This window comes from Bacillus sp. AR2-1, assembly GCF_008368755.1.
GTDB classification, from domain to species: domain Bacteria; phylum Bacillota; class Bacilli; order Bacillales; family Bacillaceae_G; genus Bacillus_A; species Bacillus_A wiedmannii.
The window spans coordinates 177,973-201,344 of the sequence record NZ_QORY01000011.1 but is presented as its reverse complement, the minus strand read 5'-3'; the positions used below and the strand labels follow the sequence as shown (position 1 = coordinate 201,344).

Below are 23,372 nucleotides of genomic sequence, written 5' to 3'. Positions count from 1 at the left end.
GATCCTTTCTTTCTATTATATATTAACGATTATCAATTGTTTCTGGATATAGATCATGGTTCATCATGCGGTAGTCTGCCATTTGTTCATACTTCGTGCCTGGGCGACCGTAGTTGCAGTAAGGGTCAATTGAAATCCCTCCACGTGGTGTGAATTTCCCCCATACCTCAATGTAACGCGGATCCATTAATTTAATTAAATCATTCATAATAACGTTCATGCAATCTTCGTGGAAGTCACCATGATTGCGGAAACTAAATAAATATAGCTTTAAAGATTTACTCTCTACCATTCTTTGTTCTGGAATGTAGCTAATATAAATTGTTGCAAAATCTGGTTGACCTGTTTTCGGACATAAGCTTGTAAATTCAGGGCAATTAAATTTCACAAAATAATCACGATTTGGATGATTGTTATCAAATACCTCTAAAATTTCTGGGCTATATTCAAATAAATATTTTGTATTTTGATTTCCTAATAAAGTTACATCTTTTAAATCTTCATCTAATCTTCCTGCCATTTTAAACATCCCTTCTCATTATACTCCGCGTTTATTTCCCCATACTAACGCATGAAGCTGTGGCAATACTTTTGCATTATTCATTTCTTTACAGTTAACCGCTTTTTCAATAAGCCACTCGTATTTATCTAATAATTTTTTAATCAACATCGCATCATCCACAGTTTTTGTATCATCATTCCCTACTTGTAAGAAGAATGGAACATCTGGATAACGTTCGTGCATCTTAACTGCATACTCAAAGTCATAATCGTCAAATACTACTACCTTTAAACTAATATCTTTTCCTGCTAGTTTCTGAATAACAGCATCTAACTTCTGAAAATCAGTATTCATCGTCGAACTTGGTGGTTTTGGAGAAATCGTTATCTCATCAATTTGAAGTAACCAATCTTGCCATTTACTCCCTTGCGTTTCGATTGCCGTCCGCATTCCATTCTCTTTTAATATAGAAAGAAGAAACTCAATATTTTTCAACAATGCTGGATTTCCACCTGAAATCGTAACATGAGAAAAATTTTCACCACCAATTTCTACAAGCTCGTTCCAAACGTCCTCTGCTGTCATCTGTCTAATTTGTTCCTTAGCCGATCCATCCCACGTAAAAGCAGAATCACACCATGCGCAACTATAATCACAGCCAGCTGTACGGATAAACATCGTCTTTTGTCCCACAACCATTCCTTCACCTTGAATGGTCGGACCAAATATTTCTAAGACAGGGATTTTACTCATCGAGCATCCACTCCCGTCTTACTTCCGCATAACTAGTTGGCGTCTCGAAAAGACGAACAAATTCAACACGAGCTCCTTTATATTCGTTCACACGATTATCTTTTAGTAATGCTTCTGCCATCTTTTCATAAATCCAAACGACCATGTTTTCAGCAGTCGTATTCATTGCTGGTAACGTTTCGTTTAAATAACGATGGTCTAAATAAATTTCTATTTCATTCTTCCAAATTTCTTTTATATCTCCAAAGTCAATCGCAAGACCTATTTCATTTACATATCCACTAATCCCAAATACAACTTTATATGTGTGACCATGTAAGTTTTTACATTTCCCCTCATAACAGTGTAAATGGTGTGCTGCATCAAATGTAAATTCCTTGCTGACCATTACTCTTTTATTATGATATTTGAGCTGTTTACGCTGAATATCCTTGTCCATTTTTTGCAAATTTTCTACGATGCGAAATCCAAAGAAATTATCCATTAGTTATTTGCTCCTTCGCGTTCTTGTAGGTACGTATCTAATCCTGCTTTACGAAGCTGACATGCTGGACATTCACCGCAACCATCACCAATGATTCCGTTATAACATGTTAATGTTTTTTCTCGAACAAACTCGAATGCTCCAAGTTCATCTGATAATTTCCATGTTTCCGCTTTATCAATCCACATAAGTGGTGTATGAATTACGAACGGATAATCCATGGATAAATTTAAAGTAACGTTTAACGATTTCACAAACACGTCACGGCAATCTGGATAACCACTGAAATCAGTTTCACATACACCCGTTACAATATGACGTGCTCCAACTTGTTTTGCTAATACAGCAGCAAATGATAGGAATAGTAAATTTCGTCCATCTACAAACGTCGATGGCAATTCACCTTCTTCATGTGTAATCTCCATATCCGTTCTCGTTAACGCATTTGGAGCAAGTTGATTTAATAGACTCATATCTAGCACCGTATGTTTAATTCCTAGCTCTTTCGCAATTTCCGCTGCACAATCAATTTCTAGTTTATGACGTTGATTGTAATTAAACGTTACAGCTTCTACTTCTGCAAACTGCTCTATTGCCCAAAATAAGCATGTCGTACTATCTTGTCCTCCACTAAAAACAACAACTGCCTTTTCTTTTTTCATTTCACTCATTCTCCTTCTCTACTACGAATAAGAAGAAAGAACGTTCTTGAACTGTCACAATAAAAAAACAAAACAATACCTAAAGATATTGTTGTTTCCATAGTTTTTTATAGAGGGAGTTCGCGAACCTCTCCCGTGCAATGCACGGAATTCCTTCTTTCATTGACAAAGCTTATTGTAACATATTGTATACTACCAGAAAAAATTTCTGATTTTTCCGCTATTTTTCATTTCATTTCTTTCATTTTATAGTATGATGAATTTAATGCGAGAAGAGAGGAGGCACCCCACTGAAACCCTTTATTATTTATCTCTTTCTAAATATATTATTCATCCTTGTTACAATGCTCGTATACCATTTATTTTGGAATCAAAAAGGGAAACGTTCTCCTAAATTAAATTCAGCTATATTTATTGCATTATGTTGCCTCGCTACCATACTATGTATTACTTTCGGAGCAAAAACAAATTATGGATTTCAATTTGATATGCGCCATATCGTATTAATTGTCGGTACATTAACAGGGGGCCCTATTGCTGGTGCTTCCATCTTAACTGTATTAAACATATACCGCTTCTTATTAGGGGGAATAGGTGTTTTCCCATCCCTTATCGCTTCGGTTCTACTGTTTATTGTTCTACTATTAACATACAAACTATTTAACCGAAGTTCTAATCGAATAAAAATAGCACTCGCTATCTTTTACAGTCTCATATTTGGCTTGGGCTGGGTACCTTCTTTCCTCTCAGAGGTTACAAATAGCGCCGATTACATACCCCATATTATCGTGTACGAAATATGTACAATAATTGGAACAATCCTTATTTTATATTTGCTACACATACTACAAATGCAAGTTCGTCTTCAAAACGAACTTATGAATGCCGAAAAATTCCATTTAATTGGAGAAATGGCAGCGTCCATCTCTCATGAGATTCGCAATCCATTAACTTCAACAAAAGGATTTTTACAACTCTTGCAGTCAAATACATGCACTGAGCAAGAGCGAAAATTATATATCGACATAGCCATCAACGGAATCGAACAAGCAAATCATGTTCTTACAGACTACTTAACTTTCGCGAAACCAAGTATTGAAAAAGAACAACAGTTACAAGTAGAGGAAGAATTATTGCATGCCTTATCTTTAATCACACCTCTTGCTAATTTAACAAATGTTCGTATCCACTATATCAAACAAAGTACATCTTTCTATATCGCTGGTGAAAAACAAAAACTAAACCAATGTTTATTAAATATTTTAAAAAACTGTATTGAGGCAATGCCTACAGGCGGTGATCTCGTACTCACTTTAGTTCCAGACCATAAGCATATACAATTGTATATAAAAGATACAGGAGTTGGTATGGATCAAGAACAAGTAAAACGCCTTGGATCCCCTTTCTACTCAACGAAAGAAAAAGGAACTGGTCTTGGAATGATGGTCGTATTCAGTGTTATTCAAGCTATGAACGGAAAAATTGATATTATAAGCGAAAAAGGTACAGGTACAACCTTCTTATTAACTTTTCCACTCATACAAAAAACGTGATGAAATACTCATCACGTTTTTTCTGTTCCTTCAACTAATTCAGCAAAGGCTTTCACTTTACCATGTGGTTTTTGATTTTCTTTACGTGCTTTCCACGCGCGCTCTTCTTCTTTCTTTTTCTTTGACATACATTTCAACTCCTTCTGTTCTTTCTCCATGTAGTATTCCAAAATAAGAAAGAAAACTATGCACGTATCAAAAAAGAAGTGGTCTCCCACTTCCTTCTGATTATCGTTGCAAAATTGCGTGTTTCGCCTCTTTTAACTGCGTAAGATGTCTTTGTTCATGCAAATCAAGAAATTGAACCCACTGATACAAATTCAAATCATTAAAAATAGGATGCTTTAATCCATTTTCAAATAAATCTTTTTCATCTATCACACTATGAAGCGCGTGTAATAGTTCTTGTCGTGAATGTTCTAGTAATTGAATTCCTTGCTGTTTTTTCATTAACGTTTCTGTTGGTTCCATTTGCTGAGGAGCTTCTCGTTTATGTGTGCGATCAAGCGTAAGTTGGAGGTCTTTAAATGGAGTCGTGTTTCTTTCATTTTTTTGTAAAGCATATACAAGGGCAGATGTAACTGATTGTTCAACTAAATGCAAGTGATGCAAAATTTGAATAATACTCCATTTATCACGGCGTGGCTTTACATTCACTTCTGTATCATTTAACATTTCAATTTCTGATAATAGCGTGCTTCGAGTAGACTGTAATGAGTTCAACAAACTTTCTAAACTCACATCCATATTAGATTGAAGCATACTTCTTTCCCCCTTTTTGTTGGTGAAAAGAGGTGCTCCTTATTAGAAACACCTCTTTAGTATTCTGAATTTTCTTTTATTATCTCATCATTTTCTCGTTATGTCGATGTTAAACATGTGAAAAAAAGCGCATGTTTTTTACAATTTTGTGTCGTCAATCGCACGTAGCCACGCTTCAATTTCTGTAATGACACTTTTCACACAGCCTTCAGCAAATGGTGATGTTAAATTTGCAACTTCTACTAATTCCAAGAATGATTTACTTCCACCTTGTTGACACAGATTCACATAATCTTCCCATGCCTCTTGTCTATTATCTCTTGCACGTTTCCAAAATTGCAGTGCGCAAATTTGTGCTAATGTGTAGTCGATATAGTAGAACGGCGAGCTATAAATATGTCCTTGACGTTGCCAGAATCCACCGCGCTCTAAATAATCATTATCTTCATAATCACGATGCGGCAAATACTTTTTCTCTATATTACGCCATGCTGTCTTACGCTCTTCTGGTGATGCTTCTGGATTTTCATATACATAATGTTGGTATTCATCAACAGATACACCATACGGTAAAAACAGAAGTGCTGAACTTAAGTGAGAGAAATAATATTTATCTGCATCTTCTTCAAAGAATGACTTCATCCATGGCCATGTAAAGAATTCCATACTCATAGAATGAATTTCACATGCTTCATACGTTGGCCAATTGTATTCTGGAATTTCAAACTTACGACTTTCATATACTTGGAAAGCATGACCAGCTTCATGTGTTAATACATCAATGTCGCCAGATGTTCCGTTGAAGTTTGAGAAAATAAATGGCGCTTTATAATTCTCAATATATGTACAATATCCGCCACCAGCTTTTCCTTTTTTCGCAACTAAATCTAATAAATCATTATCTAGCATGAAATTGAAAAATTCATCCGTTTCAGCCGATAACTCTTTATACATCGTTTTCCCATGATTAACAATCCAATTCGCATCTCCTTTTGGAGTTGGATTACCAGTAGCAAACTCAAAGTTTTCGTCGTAGTATGCTAACTTCTCTACACCAATACGTGCTTTTTGTCGTTTTCTTAACTCCGTTGTAACGGGAACGATATAATCTAGTACTTGCTGACGATAATTCGCCACCATTTCCGCATTATAATCTGTACGGTACATTCTTGCATATCCAAGTTCAACAAAGTTTTTGAAACCTAAAGATTTGGCGATTTTCGTTCTCACTTTAACAAGCTCATCATAAATACGATCTAACTCTTCCTCATTCTCAGCTAAAAATCCGTAATATGCTTCACTTGCTGCTTTACGTTCACTTCTTTCTTTCCCTTGCATAAACGGAATCAGTTGCGATAACGTTCTTTCTTCTCCTGCAAAGTCAATTTTTGCAGATGCTAATAACTGTGTATATTGTGAAGACAATTTATTCTCTAATTGTAAATCTTTCACAACTTCATCAGAGTATGTTTTCAAATCACACTCCGCTAAAGCAAATAATTGCTTTCCATAATACGCTTCTAATTCTTCACGGAATGGAGAATGAATTAACGCATTATAATACTTTGTACCATATCCTTGTACAACTGGAGAGAATTCATCAAAGAAATCTTGCTCTTCCTTATAAAAAGCATCTGTCGTATCAACAGAATGACGAATGTAACAAAGGTTCCCCATTGTACCGAAGTCGTTGCGAATTTCGTTAATTGAATTGATGACTTGTTTTTGTTCTTCTACCGTTTTTACGTTATCAAACTTCTCTAAAGCAACGGTAAACTTTTCTTTTAATTCTTCAATATTTGGCCGTTTATATTCATAGTCTTTAAATGACATGAACGAGCCTCCTCTCCATTATGTGCATCCTTACTATAATTCAATGCTTACTTACAAATCTCCTCTTATTCTTCAACAAAATACGGCAGATGCTGTCATAATTACATGTAAACAAAAGAACCTTGGATTTCTTTATCCAAAGCTCTTTTGGAACATACTATTATTTTTCATATTTTCCAATCTTTTTTAATAGAGCAAGTAATTCATCCTTTTCCTGTTTCGTTAACATTTCAAAAGACTGATGTATAACTTGCTCATGCCCTGGAAAAATAGAAGCAATAAAGCTATCTCCAGATTCAGTTAGTTGTGCATAAATAACACGTCTGTCATTCGGGCACGGAATTCTCTTTACTAGTCCCTTTTTCTCTAGCTTATCTACAACATATGTAATGCTGCCACTAGCTATTAAAATACGCTCACCAATTTGCTGAAGTGGTTGACCGCCTTTATGATATAACAGTTCTAATACAGCAAATTCAGTTGGATTTAACCCGTTACTTTGTATAGATTTATTTGTAGTATCCATAACAGAACGATGTACACGAGATAATGCAATAAATACTTTTAAAGATTGAGAAATATCTTCTCGTTCATTATTTGATGTCATACAACTTTCAACCCTTCACTTAAATTCTCAGTAATAAAAAGAAAAAACAACTTAGTACTTCATATAAATTCCGAATGAGTATTCACTCATTCATTTCCTCTCCCCAAATATATTATGAATGATTCTTGAATAAAAACATGACAATTTTAACATAGTTTATATATAATGATAATAAAAAAGAAGGAGTACCAAATTTGAAAGTCAAATTCCACAGCATAGTTTTATATATAGTGCTTGTTATCCTACCAACGATAGGAATTGGTGCTACATTTTATTCATATCATTCGTATAAAATGAAACAGGAAAACAAACTATCTGCTCACACGGTTCTCTTTTTATATAGAGACTATTTAGATCATCACCTTGGTGAAGCAATTTCTGCATTAAAAATGCTCTCAAAGGTCGTAGGAACCGAGACTGGAAATATAAATGGAGTTAAACAAATTGTACATGATACAGATGGAAACGATGCACGTTTTTCTGGTTTATATTACGCTACACCAGAAGGCATCATTACAATCGCATCCGAAGGCGACCGACCACCTGTTGATGTCTCAGATCGCAAATATATTCAAGACGTATTGCAAACGAAGAAAACAACTATATCATCAGTCATTACAGATCGTGTTCTTGGACATCAAGCTATTATGATTGCTTCTCCCATTTTCAATAAACAGAAGGAAATCTCAGGCTTATTGTTAGCAAGTTTACGCTTTGACTACATTTCAGCATCTTTAAATGCCATTAAGCCACAATACCATTTTGAAGTAACTGATAAACATGATGTAGTTTTTCTCACCGATGATAATAACGAAACAAGTGATGCGCATTCTAATATGCTTACTACCCCACTCAAAAGATTAAATTGGAAGGTCTCTGTTTCTCCATTGCCTATCCATCAAAAAACTTTATATCAGTGGGTTGCAATAGAGTGTATAGCTACTTTATTTTTAATGTCTATTTTATTTTTACTTGCTCAATATATGTTGTTAAAACGTCAAACAAAACTGGAAAGACAACAAAATGAACTACAAAAAATTGAATTGGTTGGAACTTTTGCAGCTAGTACAGCCCACGAAATCCGTAATCCTCTTACCGGAATTAAAGGGCTCGTCGCTCTATTAAAAGAGAAATATAAAGATGAACAAGATCAGTTCTATTTTTCCATCATCGAACAAGAAATAGAACGGATTAATGAAATTGTAAGCGAATTTCTTATTCTTGGAAAGCCAACTGCTATCATTGAACAAACATATGATGTGAGAACCATTCTAAATGAGGTAGCATTAATTATTCAATCTGAGGCGAATCTACATAACATTGTATTCCATTTACATTTGCCAGACCATCCTGTTCATATCCGTTGCTCAAAAGACCATATGAAACAAGTGGTTTTAAACATTACAAAAAATGCAATTGAAGCCATGAATTCTGGTGACACACTGACCATTTCCGTAACGAACAATGAAACACACGCACAATTGAAAATTACAGATACTGGAAAGGGAATTCCGAAACATATTCAAAAACACCTCTTTCATCCGTTCTTTACTAATAAAGATACTGGAACCGGTCTTGGACTTGTCATATGTAAACGAATTGTAGAGATGTACAATGGGCATATTTTTATTGATAGTATAGAAAATGAAGGAACGACAGTTCATATCGAAATTCCGTTACACCTAGTATAATTATCCTTATCCCAAAAGGGTAATTATACTTATTTCATAAAACCAGCCACAAGCATTCGCCAAAAATTACTTGATTTCCCTTCATACCCAATTTGAAAAATAGGTACCTTTATAATTGATAACCATTTTGGTGTTTGTTTTTCTTTATAACACTGGTACTGTAAAATAAGCTTGTCCAATTCTTGACTCACTTGAATTGTCTCCATACTATTTAACCCACTTGTTAAACCTAATTGAATCATTTCTTCACGTTTCATATGAATATCACGTGAAAGCTTTTCTAATGTGTACTTCCTTTTTACAGTAAACATCCATATCCCCCTTATTATACTTCCGTGCTCTCGACTTTACTTCTCCATCGGCCTTTTAACTACTTAATCATATTTGAATTTGAAGAATCAGAAAATTTAACATTTTCTCCCTGTAATTTACAAATCTTTACCCTCACTTTGAGAATTATTACAAATTATTCTATCTTTGTAAATACATTCGCAATAATAGACATTTTTTTCATCTTCTTTTTTTACAAATACCAATTAAATAGCGGATTCTCTATTTTCCATATACTTTTCTTCGACATTTTTTGTTTAATTTATATAAAAACGCAAAACATAATGATGATTGATAAAGTGAAATTTAATCATTGGGGATTTTGTCCATTCCTCACTGCTCGCAAATAGCGGGATAAAATAGAAAGGAAATATTTATATGCGCAAATATACGATTGCATTGCTTATATTTACTATGTTTTTACCATCCTTCTTGTTTCCTGTTCAAGCAAAGGCCCATACAAACAAAGTCGCTATTGTCATTGATGACTTCGGCAATAATATGAAGGGGACTGATAAAATGTTATCACTTCCTATTCCACTGACTGTTGCCGTTATGCCTTTTCTCCCTTCCACAAAGGAAGATGCGATAGCGGCTCATAAGAAAGGGCACGAAGTTATTATACATATGCCAATGGAACCTATTAAAGGTAAAAAAGAATGGCTTGGACCAAAAGCAATTACAACTGATTTAAGCGACGAAGAAATAAATAACCGCCTCGAACAAGCGATTCAAGAAGTACCGCATGCTATTGGCATGAACAATCATATGGGATCAAAAGTGACCGCGGACGAAAGAATTGTACGACTTATACTTGCAGCTTGTAAAAAACACGGTTTATTTTATTTAGATAGCAAAACAAATCCTAAAAGTGTTGTCCCAAAAATCGGGAAAGAATTAGGAGTGCCTATTATTGAAAATCAATTATTTTTTGATGATGTGTATACGGCGGCACATATTTCAAAACAAGCCCAATTACTCATTAAAAAACTTCAAGAAAAGCCGATTATGGTAGCTATTGGACACGTTGGACCTCCAGGTGAAATTACATCACGTGTTATAGAAACTTCTATTCCTAACATTCGCGCACATGCAGATTTTATTTTTTTATCTGATTTAGCACTATCTCCACCTCCTGTTTCAAAATAAGATTCATTACTCACACTAAAAAGGTACCAATCTGCATATAGCAAATTGGTACCTTTCCTTTTCACCTTAAATATAATCTACATGACTCACCCTGAATCCTTTTTTCTCTATTTTTTCGATTAATTGCTTTAATCTTTTTTCATTTAACTCATCTGCTATATTTACGATAACGCGGCGAATATATTGATCACCGTTATCTAGTGTAAATAATCCACCGATATTAAATGCTTTCAACAATGTCCCAAGTTCTTTAATGGTTCCCTTACAATCTTGTGTTGCAATTGTTAATATATAACCACCCGTCCGCATACCGAATGAATCTTCAATAACATCAAATATATTGGAATGCGTTAAGATACCGACAAATTCATTATAGTCATTTAGCACAGCTAAAAATGGAAGTCGACGAATAACATAAAATGCTCTAAAAAAAGAATCCTTTTCAAAAATAAATGCGGAGGAATCTCCCAGCATATGTTCCGCACTTAATTTCTCTAATCCGCTATTACACTTCTTTTCTAAAAGATCTACTTTATAAATAATCCCTATGAATTTCTTTTCATCTTCTGCTAATACAGGGATTGCTCGAAATCCCGTTTCATTCATAATGTGCAAAGCCTCTTCACCTGAATCGTTCATTTTGCAAAATGTTACTTGCTGTTTTGGCAGAAAATGATATTTAACTCGCAAAATATGTTCCTCCTTACATGTCAACATGTAATCTATATATAATAAGGAGACCTATATTTTATGAGTGAAATTATTTTTAAAACGCTTTCATTTTTTGTTGACTTGTAACGACATCACAAACTTTTTATATAACAGAGCTCTTTGCACCTTTTATCATTAACAACTTTACATGGTAATTCATTAAATATTCTATACCCTCTAGCCATTTTTTCGCTTCTTCTGGAGTTTTCCCCCACACAATCATGCCATAATTATGAACAAGAACTACTCCTCCACCTTCAATAAAATTCGGTACATTATTTTCTAATAAATCAGCAAATTCCTTCTCATCTTCTACAATGGGAATTGTCATTTCTGTTATACCTTCTTTTCCAAAAACACGTTCCACACTACGTTTATCGAATGTTACTTCCCCTTCTTCTCCATATAACTCTGATATTAAATGACTATCTACAGTCTGCACTTGTAAAATACATTCTGCACTACTTTTTTTATAAATATCCGCATGCATAAACGATTCTGCAGCTGGTTTTTCTTCATTTTCAAATACTGGCTCACACATACAATTAACAACAATAAAGTCTTCTTCTGAAAATAACCCTTTATCTCTTCCCTCAACGTTTATTAAAAAAGTTAACGGCTCTTTTGACGTACAGAGTGATAAACTAATTTTTGTACCATAAAACCAATCACGAAGTGCCAATTCAGATTTCACATCTTTTAATTCATTCCATTTTTTTAGAAAAAATAACATTTCGTCACCCCCGACATAATATTAATATAATGTTCGAATCCTTTCTATGTAAAAGGAGTATTTTTTGATTATTCTAAAAATTTAATTGAATTATCACATGATAACGCCTTTTTGTCAATATAGTTTCACAGCTCTTCTTTAAAATGGGCCATCCATATATCTATACTTCCGTCTATTCCCTATTTCATTTTGTACATAAAAAATACGTTATTCTTTTTAAATCAAAGAATAACGTATTTTCTCATCTTTTATTTCTTTATTGCGTTATATAAAAACTGTGCATATTGTTCACGTGTTACGAAATCATCACCTAAAAAGTTTCCTTTTCCATCACCTTTTGATATATTATTATCCGCTAAAGCTTTCACATAGCCTTCTGCCCAATGACCTTTTGGCACATCAGTAAAGCTCTCTACACTCTTTTCATTTCCCTTTAACTGAAATACTTTTTGTAATACTACTGACATTTCATATCGAGTTAATACTCCATCTGGACGGAACTGACCATTATCGTATCCAGTCATAATACCGGCTTGTGCAACTGACTCAATAGCCCCTTCATACGCATTTCCTTTCGTATCTATAAACTTAATTTTTTGTTCCAGATTACGCTCCAACTTCAAGTACTTTTGTATTAAAACCGCTACTTGACCACGCGTAATATTGTCACCAAATCCAAATTCCCCATTTCCATAACCTACAAATAATTTTTCTTTCGCTAAATGATTAATTGCTTTCTCTGACCAATGGCCCTTTGGTACATCTTTAAACTCTATTACTTCTTCAGCTACTTTTTCATTTACAACCTTTTGAATCACAGAACCAGTGAAGAAAATACCTGTATCTGCAAATGGATCTTTCACTCCAAATTCATATACTTTCTCACCTGGTGTACTCCATTTCACTACACCATTACTATACGTACCACCATCACTCTTCAGACGGATTTTTGTAGATACCTCGCCGTCTTTTTCGTATATAGGTACTTTTACTTCTTTATTTACTTCTGTATCCTCTAGAAAGACTTTTTGGTTTTGAACATTAATATAAGCCTTCTTACTTAGTTCTATTACTGGTCTAACATCACGGATTTCATTTGCAACAAAACTTATATATACTAACTTATTCAACTTACTAACTGGCGATAAGTCTGAAATATAATTTGCTTCTAAATCAAGTTTTTGTAAGTTTACTAGATTTGATAATGGAGTAATATCCTTTAACTCATTATTAAGTACATCTAATTCTGTAAGCTGAGTCATTTTAGCAAGTGGTGTCACATCTTCAATTTGATTTTTACCGATAAATAATTTATTTAATTGATTCATTTGATCAATACCCGATAAATCTTTAACTTTATTACGCGTTAATACTAAGTCTTTTAGAGGTAATGAATATAACGGTTTAATATCTTCAATTTGATTACCTGCTAAAGTTAAGTATGTTACATTTTTCAACGCGCTTAATGGAGCAACATTCGTAATTTTATTATTTGCTAAATTCAAGTAATCTAGTTGTTCCATTTTCGCTAATGCTGTTACGTCTTCTATTTGGTTGCCTGATAGATATAAACTTTTTACATTTTTCATTTCAACGAGTGGTGCAACATTTGTAATTTTATTATTACTCAAATCAAGAGATGCTAAATTATCCAGCTTAACAAGTGATGTTACATCTGAAAATTCATTACCACGCAAAGCTAAATGATTTAATTGCTTTAAATTAGCAAAGAACGACGGATCTGTTATCTTCGCATTCGCAACTGTTAAAGATTTTAAATTTGGCATATATTTTAATGCACTATAATCAAGAATCTCATTCGTGTTTAAAAACAAGTCCTTTACTTGTAATAACTCCTCTTTCGTAATTGGTGTATTTAAATCTTTTCTATTAAATACTTTTTTATTAACAAGTTCTCTTAATTTGTTATCTGTTATCATATTTTGACTATCAACTGGATGATCCGTTTCCGTATTGCCTGAATTAGAGTTATCATCTGGTTTCTCTGTTTCTTTGTCACCTACAGTTGGATCTTTAATTTCAAATTGAACTTGATATTTGTGATCATATCCGATGGCCGGAATAAGTATATGCATTTGCATATTATGCTTCTTCTCAAATTCGCCAATTTCAAATTGGACCACTTTCGTTCCATTTTTCCTCTTATCTTCTGATAAAACTTTCACATCTTGAAATACACCAGGTTGGTTTTTATCCTCTATTCTAAGATATTGAAAATAATCGCTATCTTGTATTGTTACAGTAACGATTTTTTTCCCATCTTCAATTGCTACTTTAGGATTTTTTATGTACTGAGAAACCATAGATGGCTCATCTTTTTGATCCTTATATATTTTAATCTCAGTATCGTATGTACGTTCACTAGCTGCTGCCACCGACTGGTTTGCTTCAGCTTTTAGTGCTGCTAATGCTGGAGTAGAGTATGTAGCAAATGGAATTGCTAATGTTGTGGCTACTACTAGCGCCTTAATATAACTTTTTTTCAAAATAATATCCCCTATCATATATAATTTTCATAATTGATAAATGTTATCAATTATCTACAAATAAATGATAATGAATATCGTTATCATTGTCAATGGTAATATTACACTAAGTTTATATTTCCAAAGATAAAAAATAAAAAACCCTTTAATCAAAGGGCCTTTTTACCTAGCGTATGAAGAATTTCACTTTTTTCTTTTTCATTAATAAAACCAATTTTTTGCAAAATATTTGCATACAATACAAGTTTATTATATATCCGTTCTGACATGCTTCTCCCTTCTTTCCTTCGACCAACTTTTTTTGTATTGGTAAATTATATGAAAGAGATGAGAAAATGTGTCCACTTTTTGCATACATACAAATCTTTTATCCCGCTATTTGCGGACAGTAAAACTCCCACCTCAAAAACAGGTGGGAGTTCAATTTATTTAGCAAATTGTCCATTGAATATTATGATTTTTGACTTCCTCTTCAAAACTATAGGGCATTTTCTTATCACAAATTACATGTTGAATACGTGAAAATGCTGCTATTCGATAATTTCCTTTTAACCCTACTTTTGTATGATCACATAAAATATATGTTTTCTCCGCTAATTTCAGCATCGCTTCTGACAGTTTCGCCTTTTCTAATTCAAAACTAGAAACCCCAAAATCAGGTAACAATCCATCAATCGAAACGAATGCTTTATGAAAATGAAATTGCTGGATTACTTGCTGTGAAATAGAACCTGACACACGTGAATGCTTTGGAGATACTTTTCCACCAATAAATAAAACTTCACCGTGAAACATCTTTTTATTAATAGAAGAAATTAATTGTGTAGCTACTGGAAATGAACTTGTTACAATCGTTAAATTTTTACGATGAACAAGATATGGCACCATTTGAAGTGGTGTACTTCCATCATCAATCGCAATCACATCCCCATCTTCCACAAACGTTGCTGCTTTATACCCAATTCTCTTCTTCTCTTCTATATGCAGCATCTCTCGTTCTAACATTGGTGCCTCTATTCCAGCTCCCGGAAGTTGGACGGCTCCACCATACACTTTCTTCAACTTCTTTTCACGATCCAATTCTTCTAAATAACGACGAATCGTCTCTGTTGATACAGCAAACTCTCTCGCTAACTCTGAAACTTTTACTTTCCCTTTAAACTCTACCTTCTCAAGAATGGTTCGCTTTCTTTCTTCACCTACTACAGACATAGCTTCACCCCATTGATTTCTACCTCATACACTGCCTTACTTATACAAAGTTATAACTTTCTTTTTCAGTTAAAATTTCTTCATGAATATGAATACCACGCTTTTTTAGTTCATCAAAAATAATTTGTGGATTTACAAAAGCTTCCTCAGGTGTCACAACACCAACTTTATTTACATTCCCTTTTACGATTAACTCTGTAGCAATCCCAAATGGAATACCGACGTTTCTCGTATAAGCTCTTAATTTTTCCCACCCTACAACAGAACCATCAGATAACGGGTGTGTATGATATAATATGTGCCTTTGTTTCTCATTATTTTTCATACCTATTACTTCTACATGAAGTGCATAACCGTAAATTTCTGTTTCTTTCCCTTCTTTCGATTGCAATAAATACTTCGAAATACAATCCATAATACCAATTTCTTTCCCATTTATGTCAACCAGATCATTACGCAATATACCATAATCATATAAAGCACGTACGAGCTGCATATTTTGCTTTGGCCAAGTTCCTCTCGTCTCTATCAGTTTGACGCCTTTATTTTCTAGTGCTTTTGCTAACGTAATCGTTTCAGAATGCGGTATTATATACTGCGTTGCCTTACCATAAGGCGCCGGTAATTCAATTTCTCTTGGACGCGCAAACGGAGGTACTTGCTTAAACTCACCATCTTCATATACTGTACGCGATGGTAAATGTGGATCATATTCATATGTCGTTGTTTCTGTAATTGATGCAGAAAAAGCAATTGGACGGTACGAGCCATGACTTACACGTACTGACTCTACAGTATCTAGCTGATTTGCTGCATGCATTGCCATCATTTGCGTTACACCTGGCGTCATACCAAAACCGGGTAAACACGTTTTTTCATTTTGAGCAAATATAGAATGAGATTCATTTTCTTCACCAAATCCATTCAAATTCACACCGTGACAACCCGCTTCTGCAATACATCGAGTAGACAATCCATTTAACTTAATTGTCGTACCGTCCATTACAATGTCATAACCTTTCATTTTTGCAACCGTATCCTCGTGATTCGTTACATCTACTTTCACAAAATCAACACGAGGATCGTTGAGCCATTCTACTACTTTCAGGCCCTCTTCTTCATTAAAATCAGCTACTGTAATCGCCTCAAAAGATGAAAATTGCACTAAATCTAAAATTGCTTCACGACAAATTTTACCTGCTCCACCTAAGCAAAATACTTTCAACCTATAACAACTCCTTTAGCGATACTATCAACTAAGCGATGGATATCTGCCTCATGTACATCACCGATATTTCCAATGCGGAATGTATCTACTTTTGAAATTTTACCTGGATAAATAACAAACCCATCGCACTTTAATTCATTATATAACTGCCCAAAATCAAACCCCTCTTCTGGATAAATGAAGGATGTAATAATAGGCGATTGATATTTTTCATCTACTAGTGGCTTAAATCCGATTTCTCTCATTCTATTCACTAATATTTTTTGATTGTTATAATATCGATTGTAACGCGCTTCTACTCCGCCCTCTTTTTCTAATTCAAGTAGTGCTTGATAAAAAGCGTGTACAACATGTGTAGGTGACGTAAAACGCCATTTCCCATTTTGATTTTCCATCGTTTCCCACTGATCAAATAAATCTAATGATAATGAACGTGCCTGCCCTTTACATTTCACCAATTCATCGCGCTTTGCAATAACAAAGCCGAATCCAGGAACCCCTTGAATACATTTATTCGCACTACTAATTAGAAAGTCAATTTGCAACTCAGCGATATTTATTTCAATACCACCAAAACTACTCATTGCATCAACTAGTGTTACTTTTCCGTATTGCTTCCCTAATTTACATACATCTACAATTGGATTGATAATACCTGTTGTTGTTTCACAATGAACAACTGCAATATGTGTAATCTCTTTATCTCGTTGCAATATCTTTTCTACCTCTGCAATATTAGTAGGCTCCCACTCTTCTGTTTGACTGACCACGACATCTATATGTAACAGCTCTGCCATTTGTACAATTCGCTTACCGTACGCACCATTTGTACATACGAGCAGCTTTCCATTTTTAGGAACGACAGATCCAATCACTGCTTCAACTGAAAACGTACCGCTTCCTTGCATGAGAACAGTTGTATATGTCTCTTCTTCCTTCGTTGCTAACGATACAAGCTTAGCTCTTACCTCTTGTACCATTTTGTTATATTCAGCATCCCACGTACACCAATCGTATAACATAACTTCTTTTACTGTTTTGGTTGTTGTTAATGGTCCAGGCGTTAATAATAAATAGTGATTTTCAGTCATGATCCTATTCCCCTTTTATGAAATAATAAGTTCTTGTTTCTCGATATGTTCCATTACGTTTTCGAGTTCCTGCATCGTTTCTATCGTAAAGTGCGCCCCATTTTCAACGAAACGATTGCGAACTACTTCTATTTTTTCACGAAGTTCTACCGGATCCATATTCTCCACTTCCTCTTCAGTTAAGCCGAGTTCGCTACTGCCGAGAATTACCCCCACTGTCCACATACCAGCATTTCTTCCCTCTTTCATATCTGATACCGTGTCTCCAACTTTTATCATATGATTCATTGGATATACACCAAGCTCCATCGCATTTTTATAGCACATCCACGGATACGGACGACCTGCTGGAACATCATCTGGTGTTACAAGAAAATCAGGTTTATACCCTTGTAGTGCTGCTTCTTTTGCTACAATGTCCATCATTTCTCTCGTATAACCAGTCGTTGAACCAATTTTAATTCCTCTTTCACGTAAAGAAGCAATCACTTCTTTTACTCCATTAATCGGCGACGCATAGCGCGGTAAAATAGTGAAGAGAATCTTTTCGAATTCTTCATACATCTCCTGAATGTCTGCTTCTGTTGGTAATTGTCCGAAAATACGATTCCACTCACTCGCAATACGAGGCATCTCTGTTAATGCCCTAACATGATCAATTTTCAATAATCCCATTGGCTTACGGGCTTCTTCTGCAGTAATTGCAACACCGCGTTTATGGAAAATCTCCATAAATACTTCCAGTGGTGCAAAACATCCGTAATCAACTGTTGTACCTGCCCAATCAAAAATAACTGCTTCTACTTTCATCCAATCCATCACCCTTCTTATTTATCTTTTTTGCCATTGTGACGTTCGGTTACGAAGTGCTTTCGTTCCCCATTCATATACAACTCTCACTACAATATTTGTAAAAACAATAAGTACACTCATTGCAGCTGCTGGTGCTACATTTCCTGCATCATCCATATTTACAATTGATACGGCAGCTAGTTTAAAATCAGCTGCATACAGGAATACAACTGCTGAGACAGTTACCATTGAATTTACGAAGTAGTACATTACCATTTCTAAAATGGCTGGTAAACACATCGGTACCGTAACTCGAAAGAATGTTTTATAAAACGGTATCCCCATCGACTGTGAAACAAGTTCAAACTCTCGGTCCAATTTCTTTAAAGCTGTCGTTGCCGTAACAAATGTTACAGAATAAAAATGAATGATATTGACTAGTACTAGCACAGCAATTGTTCCGTATAGAGAATGGAACGGGTTCGTTACGGAAAGTCCAAAGATTTGTATTGTTGGTTGACTAAAGAAGAAGACGTAGCCTAACCCAAGTACTAAACCTGGTATCGCTAAAGGAACGATAGAGAAAAAGTAACCTGCTTTTCGGAAAAATTGTAGCTGATCTATTTTCTCAATCGCATAAGCGAACATAAATGTTAAAACCGCTCCAATAACCGCAGTAATTGCTGAAACAATTACGCTATTTTCAAATGCTTCAAGTCCATCTCCTGTTAAACTGGAAAAATTAAAATGCTCAAATGTAAAGCTCATATTATATGGCCATACTTTCACACTTGCAGCAATACCAACTGCCACAAATAATAGAATGATCATAAGCGTTACTACGCTACAATATACGAACGAAATAACATCTCGTTTCTTATTATTTATTATTCTGTAAGGTACTGATTTGGAAGATAAGAGATTCGCCTGCTTTCTTTGCGTAATGCGATCAACTGCAAAGGCAAATATAGCTGGTATTAATAAAATCATTCCGACAGTTGCACCCATCGGCATATTTTGCTGCCCAATTACTTGCTTATATACGTCAGTAGCAAGTACATTATATTGCCCACCAACAATTTTTGGTGCCCCAAAATCAGTGAAACTAAGTGTAAACACAACGAACATCGCACTAATTAATCCGTACTTTACACTAGGTAAAGTAACAGTGAAAAATTGCTTTGTTTTACTCGCTCCTAACATATTAGAAGCTTCATATAAACGATAATCAGAGCCTTGAAAAGCAATTAATAATATAAGAAATGCTTGCGGAAATGTATACATGACTTCAGCCATTACAATTCCTACTGGTCCATATAAAGGGATTTGTATCCCTTCAAACAAACCAAACATTCCTTTCGTTACTAACCCTTGATTACCAAATAAATATGTAAGTGCGATACCATGCATCATCGTTGGTGCGAATAATGGTAACAACGCAATATATTGAAATACACGCTTTCCAAACACATTCGTACGAGCGATCGCATAGGCGTAAGCGAAAGCGAGTGTCACTGCAATAATTGTTGTCGCGCCCGAAATCCATATCGTATTTTGTAATGATTGAACTAGCGTTGGTGTTGTGAAATATTTACTGAAATTCGCAACACCAATGAAAGCTCCATCTTTATCGTAAAAAGCTTGTGTAAACAATTGTAATAGAGGTAATACAAGCATGATCAAAAACGCGAGAAGCATACCAATAATTAATAGTCTTTGTATCCACTCTTCTTTACCGATACGTCTCTTAATCTTTTTTTTCGTACTTTCTACCTTAAAATCTTCTAACATCTCCATCTATACAATGACCTTCTTTCCATATGACAACATATGATTTTCTGAGAAAGAGATTTGAATCGGCTTTCCTTTTCTAATTGCGGTTGCTTCTACTTCTGATGCCAATATATCCACTACAATTTTCTCGTTATAAAGATGTGTTTTTTCTTCTACGACCCGCACTTCCGTCCGATATACAGATCCGCGAAATTCCATGCTTTCCACAACCGTTTTAATACCATCCTTTTGTACAACTGTTACATGCTCAGGACGAATTGCATGTTCTTCATTGTTTTTCGAAAAGAAATTAATAGAACCAATAAAATCTGCCACAAATGGATTGGCTGGTCTTTGATAAATCTCCTCTGGTGTGCCAATCTGCATAATTTCTGCATGATTCATTACAACAATTTTATCGGCCATCGTTAATGCCTCTTCTTGATCATGCGTAACCATAATAGTTGTTACTCCCACTTTTTCTTGCAAATCACGCATTTCTCTACGTAACTTTTCACGCACTTTTGCATCTAAAGCAGATAATGGCTCATCGAGTAACAAAATATCCGGAGACAGAGCAAGCGCACGTGCAAGTGCTACTCGCTGCTGTTGTCCACCAGACATTTGAGCAGGATATTTATCTTTTACATTCAGCAAATCTACAAGTTCTAACGCCTCTAGCGCTTTCTCTTTTACTTCTGCTTTTCCATATTTTTTTGTCTTTAAGCCATATTCAATGTTTTCAAGTGCTGTTAAATTCGGAAATAATGCATACGATTGAAACACCATTCCAAAATTCCTCTTTCCAGGAGATAATGCTGTAATATCTTTTCCATCCACAGCGATACTACCTGTTGTTGCCTCTTCTAGCCCTGCTAAAATTCGAAGCAATGTTGTTTTCCCACAACCACTTGGGCCTAATAAACATACAAACTCATTTTTTTTCACAGTAAAAGAAATATCTTTTAACGCTGTAAATGCATCAAACTGTTTTTGAATGTGTTGAATTGATAAATATTCGCTCATTTTTTCTCTCTCCCACTCACTTACTTTTTCGGTTCTGCTTTTTGGCCAAACTCTTTTTCCCATTTTTCTAAAATTTTGTCACGATTTTCTGCTGCCCATTTAAAGTCATTCTTTTTGTATAACTTTTCTGTCACATCTTTAGGGAATCCATCTGGAAGTTTATAATCATTTTTAATTGTCGCGAATCCATTTTTCTCGAAGTATAACTTCATTACATCATCAGTAATTGCCCAATCTAAAAATGCTTGCGCTAATTTTTCATTTTTTGCATTATCTTTTTTAATAAGTGCGTTCGCTTCTACTTCCCAACCTAATCCTTCTTTCGGCAATACAACTTCAACTGGTGCACCTTTTTGTTTCTCTTTCAAAGCACTATAAACCATTGATACGCCAACTGGATATTCACCTGCGCCTGCTAATTTCGCTGGTTTTGAACCTGAATGAGTATAAGTTGCCATATTATCATGAAGTTTCTTCATGTAATCCCACCCTTTATCTTCACCCATAATTTGTAACCATGCAGAAACTGTTAAAAATCCTGTTCCAGAAGAAGCTGGATGTGGCATAACAAGCGTTCCTTTATATTCTGGTTTCGTTAAGTCTTCGTATGATTCTGGCATCGGTAAATTTTTCTTCTTTAATTCTTCTTTATTTATAGCAATCCCCGTCATAAATGCCGTATTACCTACCCATTTTTCTGGTTGCTTATCATCTTTAAATTGCGGAAGAACACGATCCGCTCCTTTTGGAGAGTATCCTTTTAACATATCTTTTTTATCTAAAGCTAATAGACTAGACGCTGCTGTTCCCCATACAACATCTGCTTGTGTATTTTTCCCTTCAGCTAGCAATTTCGCTGTAATAACTCCAGTTGAATCACGAACAATGTTCAGTTTCACATCTGGATATTTCTTTTTAAAAGAATCAAGATAAATTGGTACAAGTTCTTCTTCAATCGCTGTGTAAACAGTTAATGATCCAGATAATTTATCATCCTTTACTTTTGCCCCAGCACTTTCTTCTTTCTTTGCACCACACCCCATTAATAACGAAAATACCATTCCAGTTGCTACAGCTTTAAAGATTGTTTTTTTCACTGTCTCTCTCTCCTTTTATAAATCTTATGTACAACTCTAATATAAACAACTAGTGTAAAAGCAGTATTAAACCAACATTAATCTTTTGTTTGTTGTTTGTTTTTGTGTAATACGTTGCTACTTCTATGTTTTTTCTCATTTTTCTGCTAATAATGAACACTAAATTTACAAATAATTAAAAAAACCTTTATAATCCCACAAAAAAATGAGGCGTTTGTAAAAAACGCCTCATTTTTGTTTACCTTTTTTTGAATTACGATTTGCATACTTCGCGCTATTTTCTCCTTCATACTCTAATGCAAATTCTGCATCTGGTAAGCTTTCTTTCGGAGTTTTATTATTGTTGATTGCCGCATTTTGTTTCACTTTTCTTTTTACCAATACATTCACCTGCTCTCAAGAATTCACTTTCTACTCTAGTTTGAAACAACATTAAATAATTATTACTGGCAAGTGTTAACAAGTACATAAGGGCCGCTAGATGGAAATACTACCTATGAAAAGAACATTAGAAAAGGGGCGATTATTTTGAAGAAGAAAGATAAAATCCAGTCACCAATTTTAGATGAAACGCTCCCGCATCAAATGAATTTCCCATCTTTTAAAGGAACAGGAAAGAAGATGCAACAACCTTTCATAAATCAATATGACGTCGTAATCGGAGACAGTAAATATGATTCCAAGAATAGTCCACTTCACAATTGGACTGATGAAGTAGACCCTGCCATTATGGCTGGAGAAGGATGGATTCATCCTACAAATGATATTGGGTGGATTTCAGAAGAAAATCAAGAGTTGCTAAAAAAAGAAGTGGATAATAAGAACGAGGCTTTTATGCATCCGCAATTTGGCATTAACGACTAAAAAACCATTCTA

Annotated in this window: 24 protein-coding genes and 1 riboswitch; of the genes, 4 read left to right on the top strand and 20 right to left on the bottom strand. The window is 34.7% G+C overall.

The features are described 5' to 3' along the window. Positions 1 to 22: 22 nt before the first annotated feature. The 4 genes from queF to queC are packed head-to-tail and all read right to left on the bottom strand — an operon-like array spanning position 23 to position 2,401. Complete coding sequence (gene queF, locus DT250_RS14995; RefSeq protein ID WP_000918895.1) at positions 23 to 520, bottom strand: preQ(1) synthase; 498 nt, start codon at positions 518 to 520, stop codon at positions 23 to 25. An 18-nt stretch (positions 521 to 538) separates the two neighbouring features. Further along, positions 539 to 1,255: a 7-carboxy-7-deazaguanine synthase QueE gene (queE, locus tag DT250_RS14990; protein ID WP_000036302.1), complete on the bottom strand. Its 717-nt coding sequence runs from the start codon at positions 1,253 to 1,255 to the stop codon at positions 539 to 541. Next, a complete protein-coding gene (queD, locus tag DT250_RS14985; protein ID WP_149213274.1) occupies positions 1,248 to 1,739 on the bottom strand; it encodes a 6-carboxytetrahydropterin synthase QueD in 492 nt (163 codons plus the stop codon). Before queD ends, queE begins: the two co-directional genes overlap by 8 nt. After that, positions 1,739 to 2,401, bottom strand: a complete 663-nt coding sequence (gene queC / locus DT250_RS14980) for a 7-cyano-7-deazaguanine synthase QueC (protein WP_000711595.1) — start codon at positions 2,399 to 2,401, stop codon at positions 1,739 to 1,741. Before queC ends, queD begins: the two co-directional genes overlap by 1 nt. 93 nt (positions 2,402 to 2,494) lie before the next feature. Continuing rightward, positions 2,495 to 2,538: riboswitch (PreQ1 riboswitch) on the bottom strand. Positions 2,539 to 2,745: 207 nt separating this feature from the next. Between queC and DT250_RS14975 the strand changes: the two genes are divergently transcribed. Continuing rightward, entirely contained in the window at positions 2,746 to 3,954 is a 1,209-nt protein-coding gene (locus tag DT250_RS14975; RefSeq protein ID WP_088608349.1) for an ATP-binding protein, read from the top strand. A gap of 11 nt (positions 3,955 to 3,965) precedes the next feature. Here DT250_RS14975 and DT250_RS32265 read toward each other — a convergent pair whose 3' ends face one another. The 4 genes from DT250_RS32265 to DT250_RS14955 all read right to left on the bottom strand — a co-directional run bounded on the left by DT250_RS32265 (position 3,966) and on the right by DT250_RS14955 (position 7,156). Continuing rightward, on the bottom strand, positions 3,966 to 4,082 hold the full coding sequence (locus DT250_RS32265; protein WP_000038254.1) for a DUF6254 family protein: 117 nt from the start codon (positions 4,080 to 4,082) through the stop codon (positions 3,966 to 3,968). 100 nt (positions 4,083 to 4,182) lie between these two features. After that, positions 4,183 to 4,716, bottom strand: a complete 534-nt coding sequence (locus DT250_RS14965) for a DinB family protein (protein ID WP_149213272.1) — start codon at positions 4,714 to 4,716, stop codon at positions 4,183 to 4,185. Positions 4,717 to 4,854: 138 nt separating this feature from the next. Continuing rightward, positions 4,855 to 6,549 carry a M3 family oligoendopeptidase gene (locus tag DT250_RS14960; RefSeq protein WP_149213271.1) on the bottom strand — a complete coding sequence of 565 codons (1,695 nt, stop codon included), beginning with the start codon at positions 6,547 to 6,549 and terminating at the stop codon, positions 4,855 to 4,857. A 160-nt stretch (positions 6,550 to 6,709) separates the two neighbouring features. Further along, positions 6,710 to 7,156 carry a MarR family winged helix-turn-helix transcriptional regulator gene (locus DT250_RS14955; RefSeq protein ID WP_149213270.1) on the bottom strand — a complete coding sequence of 149 codons (447 nt, stop codon included), beginning with the start codon at positions 7,154 to 7,156 and terminating at the stop codon, positions 6,710 to 6,712. Positions 7,157 to 7,350: 194 nt separating this feature from the next. Between DT250_RS14955 and DT250_RS14950 the strand changes: the two genes are divergently transcribed. Continuing rightward, on the top strand, positions 7,351 to 8,847 hold the full coding sequence (locus tag DT250_RS14950) for a DUF3149 domain-containing protein (protein ID WP_149213269.1): 1,497 nt from the start codon (positions 7,351 to 7,353) through the stop codon (positions 8,845 to 8,847). 29 nt (positions 8,848 to 8,876) lie between these two features. Here the strand turns inward: DT250_RS14950 and DT250_RS14945 are convergent, their stop codons facing one another. Further along, positions 8,877 to 9,158, bottom strand: a complete 282-nt coding sequence (locus DT250_RS14945; RefSeq protein ID WP_000495532.1) for an aspartyl-phosphate phosphatase Spo0E family protein — start codon at positions 9,156 to 9,158, stop codon at positions 8,877 to 8,879. 397 nt (positions 9,159 to 9,555) lie between these two features. Between DT250_RS14945 and DT250_RS14940 the strand changes: the two genes are divergently transcribed. Continuing rightward, positions 9,556 to 10,326: a divergent polysaccharide deacetylase family protein gene (locus DT250_RS14940; protein ID WP_046958227.1), complete on the top strand. Its 771-nt coding sequence runs from the start codon at positions 9,556 to 9,558 to the stop codon at positions 10,324 to 10,326. 66 nt (positions 10,327 to 10,392) lie between these two features. Here DT250_RS14940 and cbpA read toward each other — a convergent pair whose 3' ends face one another. The 11 genes from cbpA to DT250_RS31675 all read right to left on the bottom strand — a co-directional run bounded on the left by cbpA (position 10,393) and on the right by DT250_RS31675 (position 22,877). Next, positions 10,393 to 11,016: a cyclic di-AMP binding protein CbpA gene (gene cbpA, locus DT250_RS14935; protein WP_048545012.1), complete on the bottom strand. Its 624-nt coding sequence runs from the start codon at positions 11,014 to 11,016 to the stop codon at positions 10,393 to 10,395. A gap of 124 nt (positions 11,017 to 11,140) precedes the next feature. Then, positions 11,141 to 11,770, bottom strand: a complete 630-nt coding sequence (locus tag DT250_RS14930) for a class II aldolase/adducin family protein (protein ID WP_098122019.1) — start codon at positions 11,768 to 11,770, stop codon at positions 11,141 to 11,143. Between the two features lie 248 nt (positions 11,771 to 12,018). After that, on the bottom strand, positions 12,019 to 14,277 hold the full coding sequence (locus DT250_RS14925; protein ID WP_149213268.1) for an NEAT domain-containing leucine-rich repeat protein: 2,259 nt from the start codon (positions 14,275 to 14,277) through the stop codon (positions 12,019 to 12,021). Between the two features lie 429 nt (positions 14,278 to 14,706). Continuing rightward, the gene (locus tag DT250_RS14920; RefSeq protein WP_149213267.1) at positions 14,707 to 15,489 is read right to left on the bottom strand and encodes a DeoR/GlpR family DNA-binding transcription regulator; all 783 of its coding nucleotides are present in this window, start codon (positions 15,487 to 15,489) and stop codon (positions 14,707 to 14,709) included. 40 nt (positions 15,490 to 15,529) lie between these two features. Continuing rightward, the gene (locus tag DT250_RS14915; RefSeq protein ID WP_149213266.1) at positions 15,530 to 16,714 is read right to left on the bottom strand and encodes a saccharopine dehydrogenase family protein; all 1,185 of its coding nucleotides are present in this window, start codon (positions 16,712 to 16,714) and stop codon (positions 15,530 to 15,532) included. Beyond that, positions 16,711 to 17,808 (bottom strand): 2-aminoethylphosphonate--pyruvate transaminase, encoded by a 1,098-nt coding sequence (gene phnW, locus DT250_RS14910; RefSeq protein ID WP_087984805.1) that lies wholly within the window; start codon positions 17,806 to 17,808, stop codon positions 16,711 to 16,713. Before phnW ends, DT250_RS14915 begins: the two co-directional genes overlap by 4 nt. Before the next feature lie 15 nt (positions 17,809 to 17,823). After that, positions 17,824 to 18,618, bottom strand: coding sequence for a phosphonoacetaldehyde hydrolase (gene phnX / locus DT250_RS14905; RefSeq protein ID WP_046957074.1), 795 nt, complete (start codon positions 18,616 to 18,618; stop codon positions 17,824 to 17,826). Positions 18,619 to 18,639: 21 nt separating this feature from the next. After that, positions 18,640 to 20,397: a putative 2-aminoethylphosphonate ABC transporter permease subunit gene (locus DT250_RS14900; RefSeq protein ID WP_149213265.1), complete on the bottom strand. Its 1,758-nt coding sequence runs from the start codon at positions 20,395 to 20,397 to the stop codon at positions 18,640 to 18,642. Beyond that, the gene (locus DT250_RS14895; RefSeq protein WP_149213264.1) at positions 20,398 to 21,399 is read right to left on the bottom strand and encodes a putative 2-aminoethylphosphonate ABC transporter ATP-binding protein; all 1,002 of its coding nucleotides are present in this window, start codon (positions 21,397 to 21,399) and stop codon (positions 20,398 to 20,400) included. It lies immediately after the preceding gene. A 20-nt stretch (positions 21,400 to 21,419) separates the two neighbouring features. Continuing rightward, positions 21,420 to 22,496, bottom strand: a complete 1,077-nt coding sequence (locus tag DT250_RS14890; RefSeq protein WP_000750887.1) for a putative 2-aminoethylphosphonate ABC transporter substrate-binding protein — start codon at positions 22,494 to 22,496, stop codon at positions 21,420 to 21,422. A 228-nt stretch (positions 22,497 to 22,724) separates the two neighbouring features. Further along, on the bottom strand, positions 22,725 to 22,877 hold the full coding sequence (locus DT250_RS31675; protein WP_000240799.1) for a hypothetical protein: 153 nt from the start codon (positions 22,875 to 22,877) through the stop codon (positions 22,725 to 22,727). Between the two features lie 147 nt (positions 22,878 to 23,024). Here DT250_RS31675 and DT250_RS14880 point away from each other — a divergent pair, with 147 nt between their 5' ends. Next, a complete protein-coding gene (locus DT250_RS14880) occupies positions 23,025 to 23,360 on the top strand; it encodes a DUF3905 domain-containing protein (protein ID WP_149213263.1) in 336 nt (111 codons plus the stop codon). Positions 23,361 to 23,372 lie beyond the last annotated feature (12 nt).

Excerpts from the sequence above, each read along its gene's own strand:
- queF (WP_000918895.1), bottom strand. The coding sequence starts at position 520 with ATGGCAGGAAGATTAGATGAAGATTTAAAAGATGTAACTTTATTAGGA.
- queE (WP_000036302.1), bottom strand. The coding sequence starts at position 1,255 with ATGAGTAAAATCCCTGTCTTAGAAATATTTGGTCCGACCATTCAAGGT.
- queD (WP_149213274.1), bottom strand. The coding sequence starts at position 1,739 with ATGGATAATTTCTTTGGATTTCGCATCGTAGAAAATTTGCAAAAAATG.
- queC (WP_000711595.1), bottom strand. The coding sequence starts at position 2,401 with ATGAAAAAAGAAAAGGCAGTTGTTGTTTTTAGTGGAGGACAAGATAGT.
- DT250_RS14975 (WP_088608349.1), top strand. The coding sequence starts at position 2,746 with ATGCTCGTATACCATTTATTTTGGAATCAAAAAGGGAAACGTTCTCCT.
- DT250_RS32265 (WP_000038254.1), bottom strand. The coding sequence starts at position 4,082 with ATGTCAAAGAAAAAGAAAGAAGAAGAGCGCGCGTGGAAAGCACGTAAA.
- DT250_RS14965 (WP_149213272.1), bottom strand. The coding sequence starts at position 4,716 with ATGCTTCAATCTAATATGGATGTGAGTTTAGAAAGTTTGTTGAACTCA.
- DT250_RS14960 (WP_149213271.1), bottom strand. The coding sequence starts at position 6,549 with ATGTCATTTAAAGACTATGAATATAAACGGCCAAATATTGAAGAATTA.
- DT250_RS14955 (WP_149213270.1), bottom strand. The coding sequence starts at position 7,156 with ATGACATCAAATAATGAACGAGAAGATATTTCTCAATCTTTAAAAGTA.
- DT250_RS14945 (WP_000495532.1), bottom strand. The coding sequence starts at position 9,158 with ATGTTTACTGTAAAAAGGAAGTACACATTAGAAAAGCTTTCACGTGAT.
- DT250_RS14940 (WP_046958227.1), top strand. The coding sequence starts at position 9,556 with ATGCGCAAATATACGATTGCATTGCTTATATTTACTATGTTTTTACCA.
- DT250_RS14930 (WP_098122019.1), bottom strand. The coding sequence starts at position 11,770 with ATGTTATTTTTTCTAAAAAAATGGAATGAATTAAAAGATGTGAAATCT.
- DT250_RS14920 (WP_149213267.1), bottom strand. The coding sequence starts at position 15,489 with ATGTCTGTAGTAGGTGAAGAAAGAAAGCGAACCATTCTTGAGAAGGTA.
- phnW (WP_087984805.1), bottom strand. The coding sequence starts at position 17,808 with ATGACTGAAAATCACTATTTATTATTAACGCCTGGACCATTAACAACA.
- phnX (WP_046957074.1), bottom strand. The coding sequence starts at position 18,618 with ATGAAAGTAGAAGCAGTTATTTTTGATTGGGCAGGTACAACAGTTGAT.
- DT250_RS14900 (WP_149213265.1), bottom strand. The coding sequence starts at position 20,397 with ATGGAGATGTTAGAAGATTTTAAGGTAGAAAGTACGAAAAAAAAGATT.
- DT250_RS14895 (WP_149213264.1), bottom strand. The coding sequence starts at position 21,399 with ATGAGCGAATATTTATCAATTCAACACATTCAAAAACAGTTTGATGCA.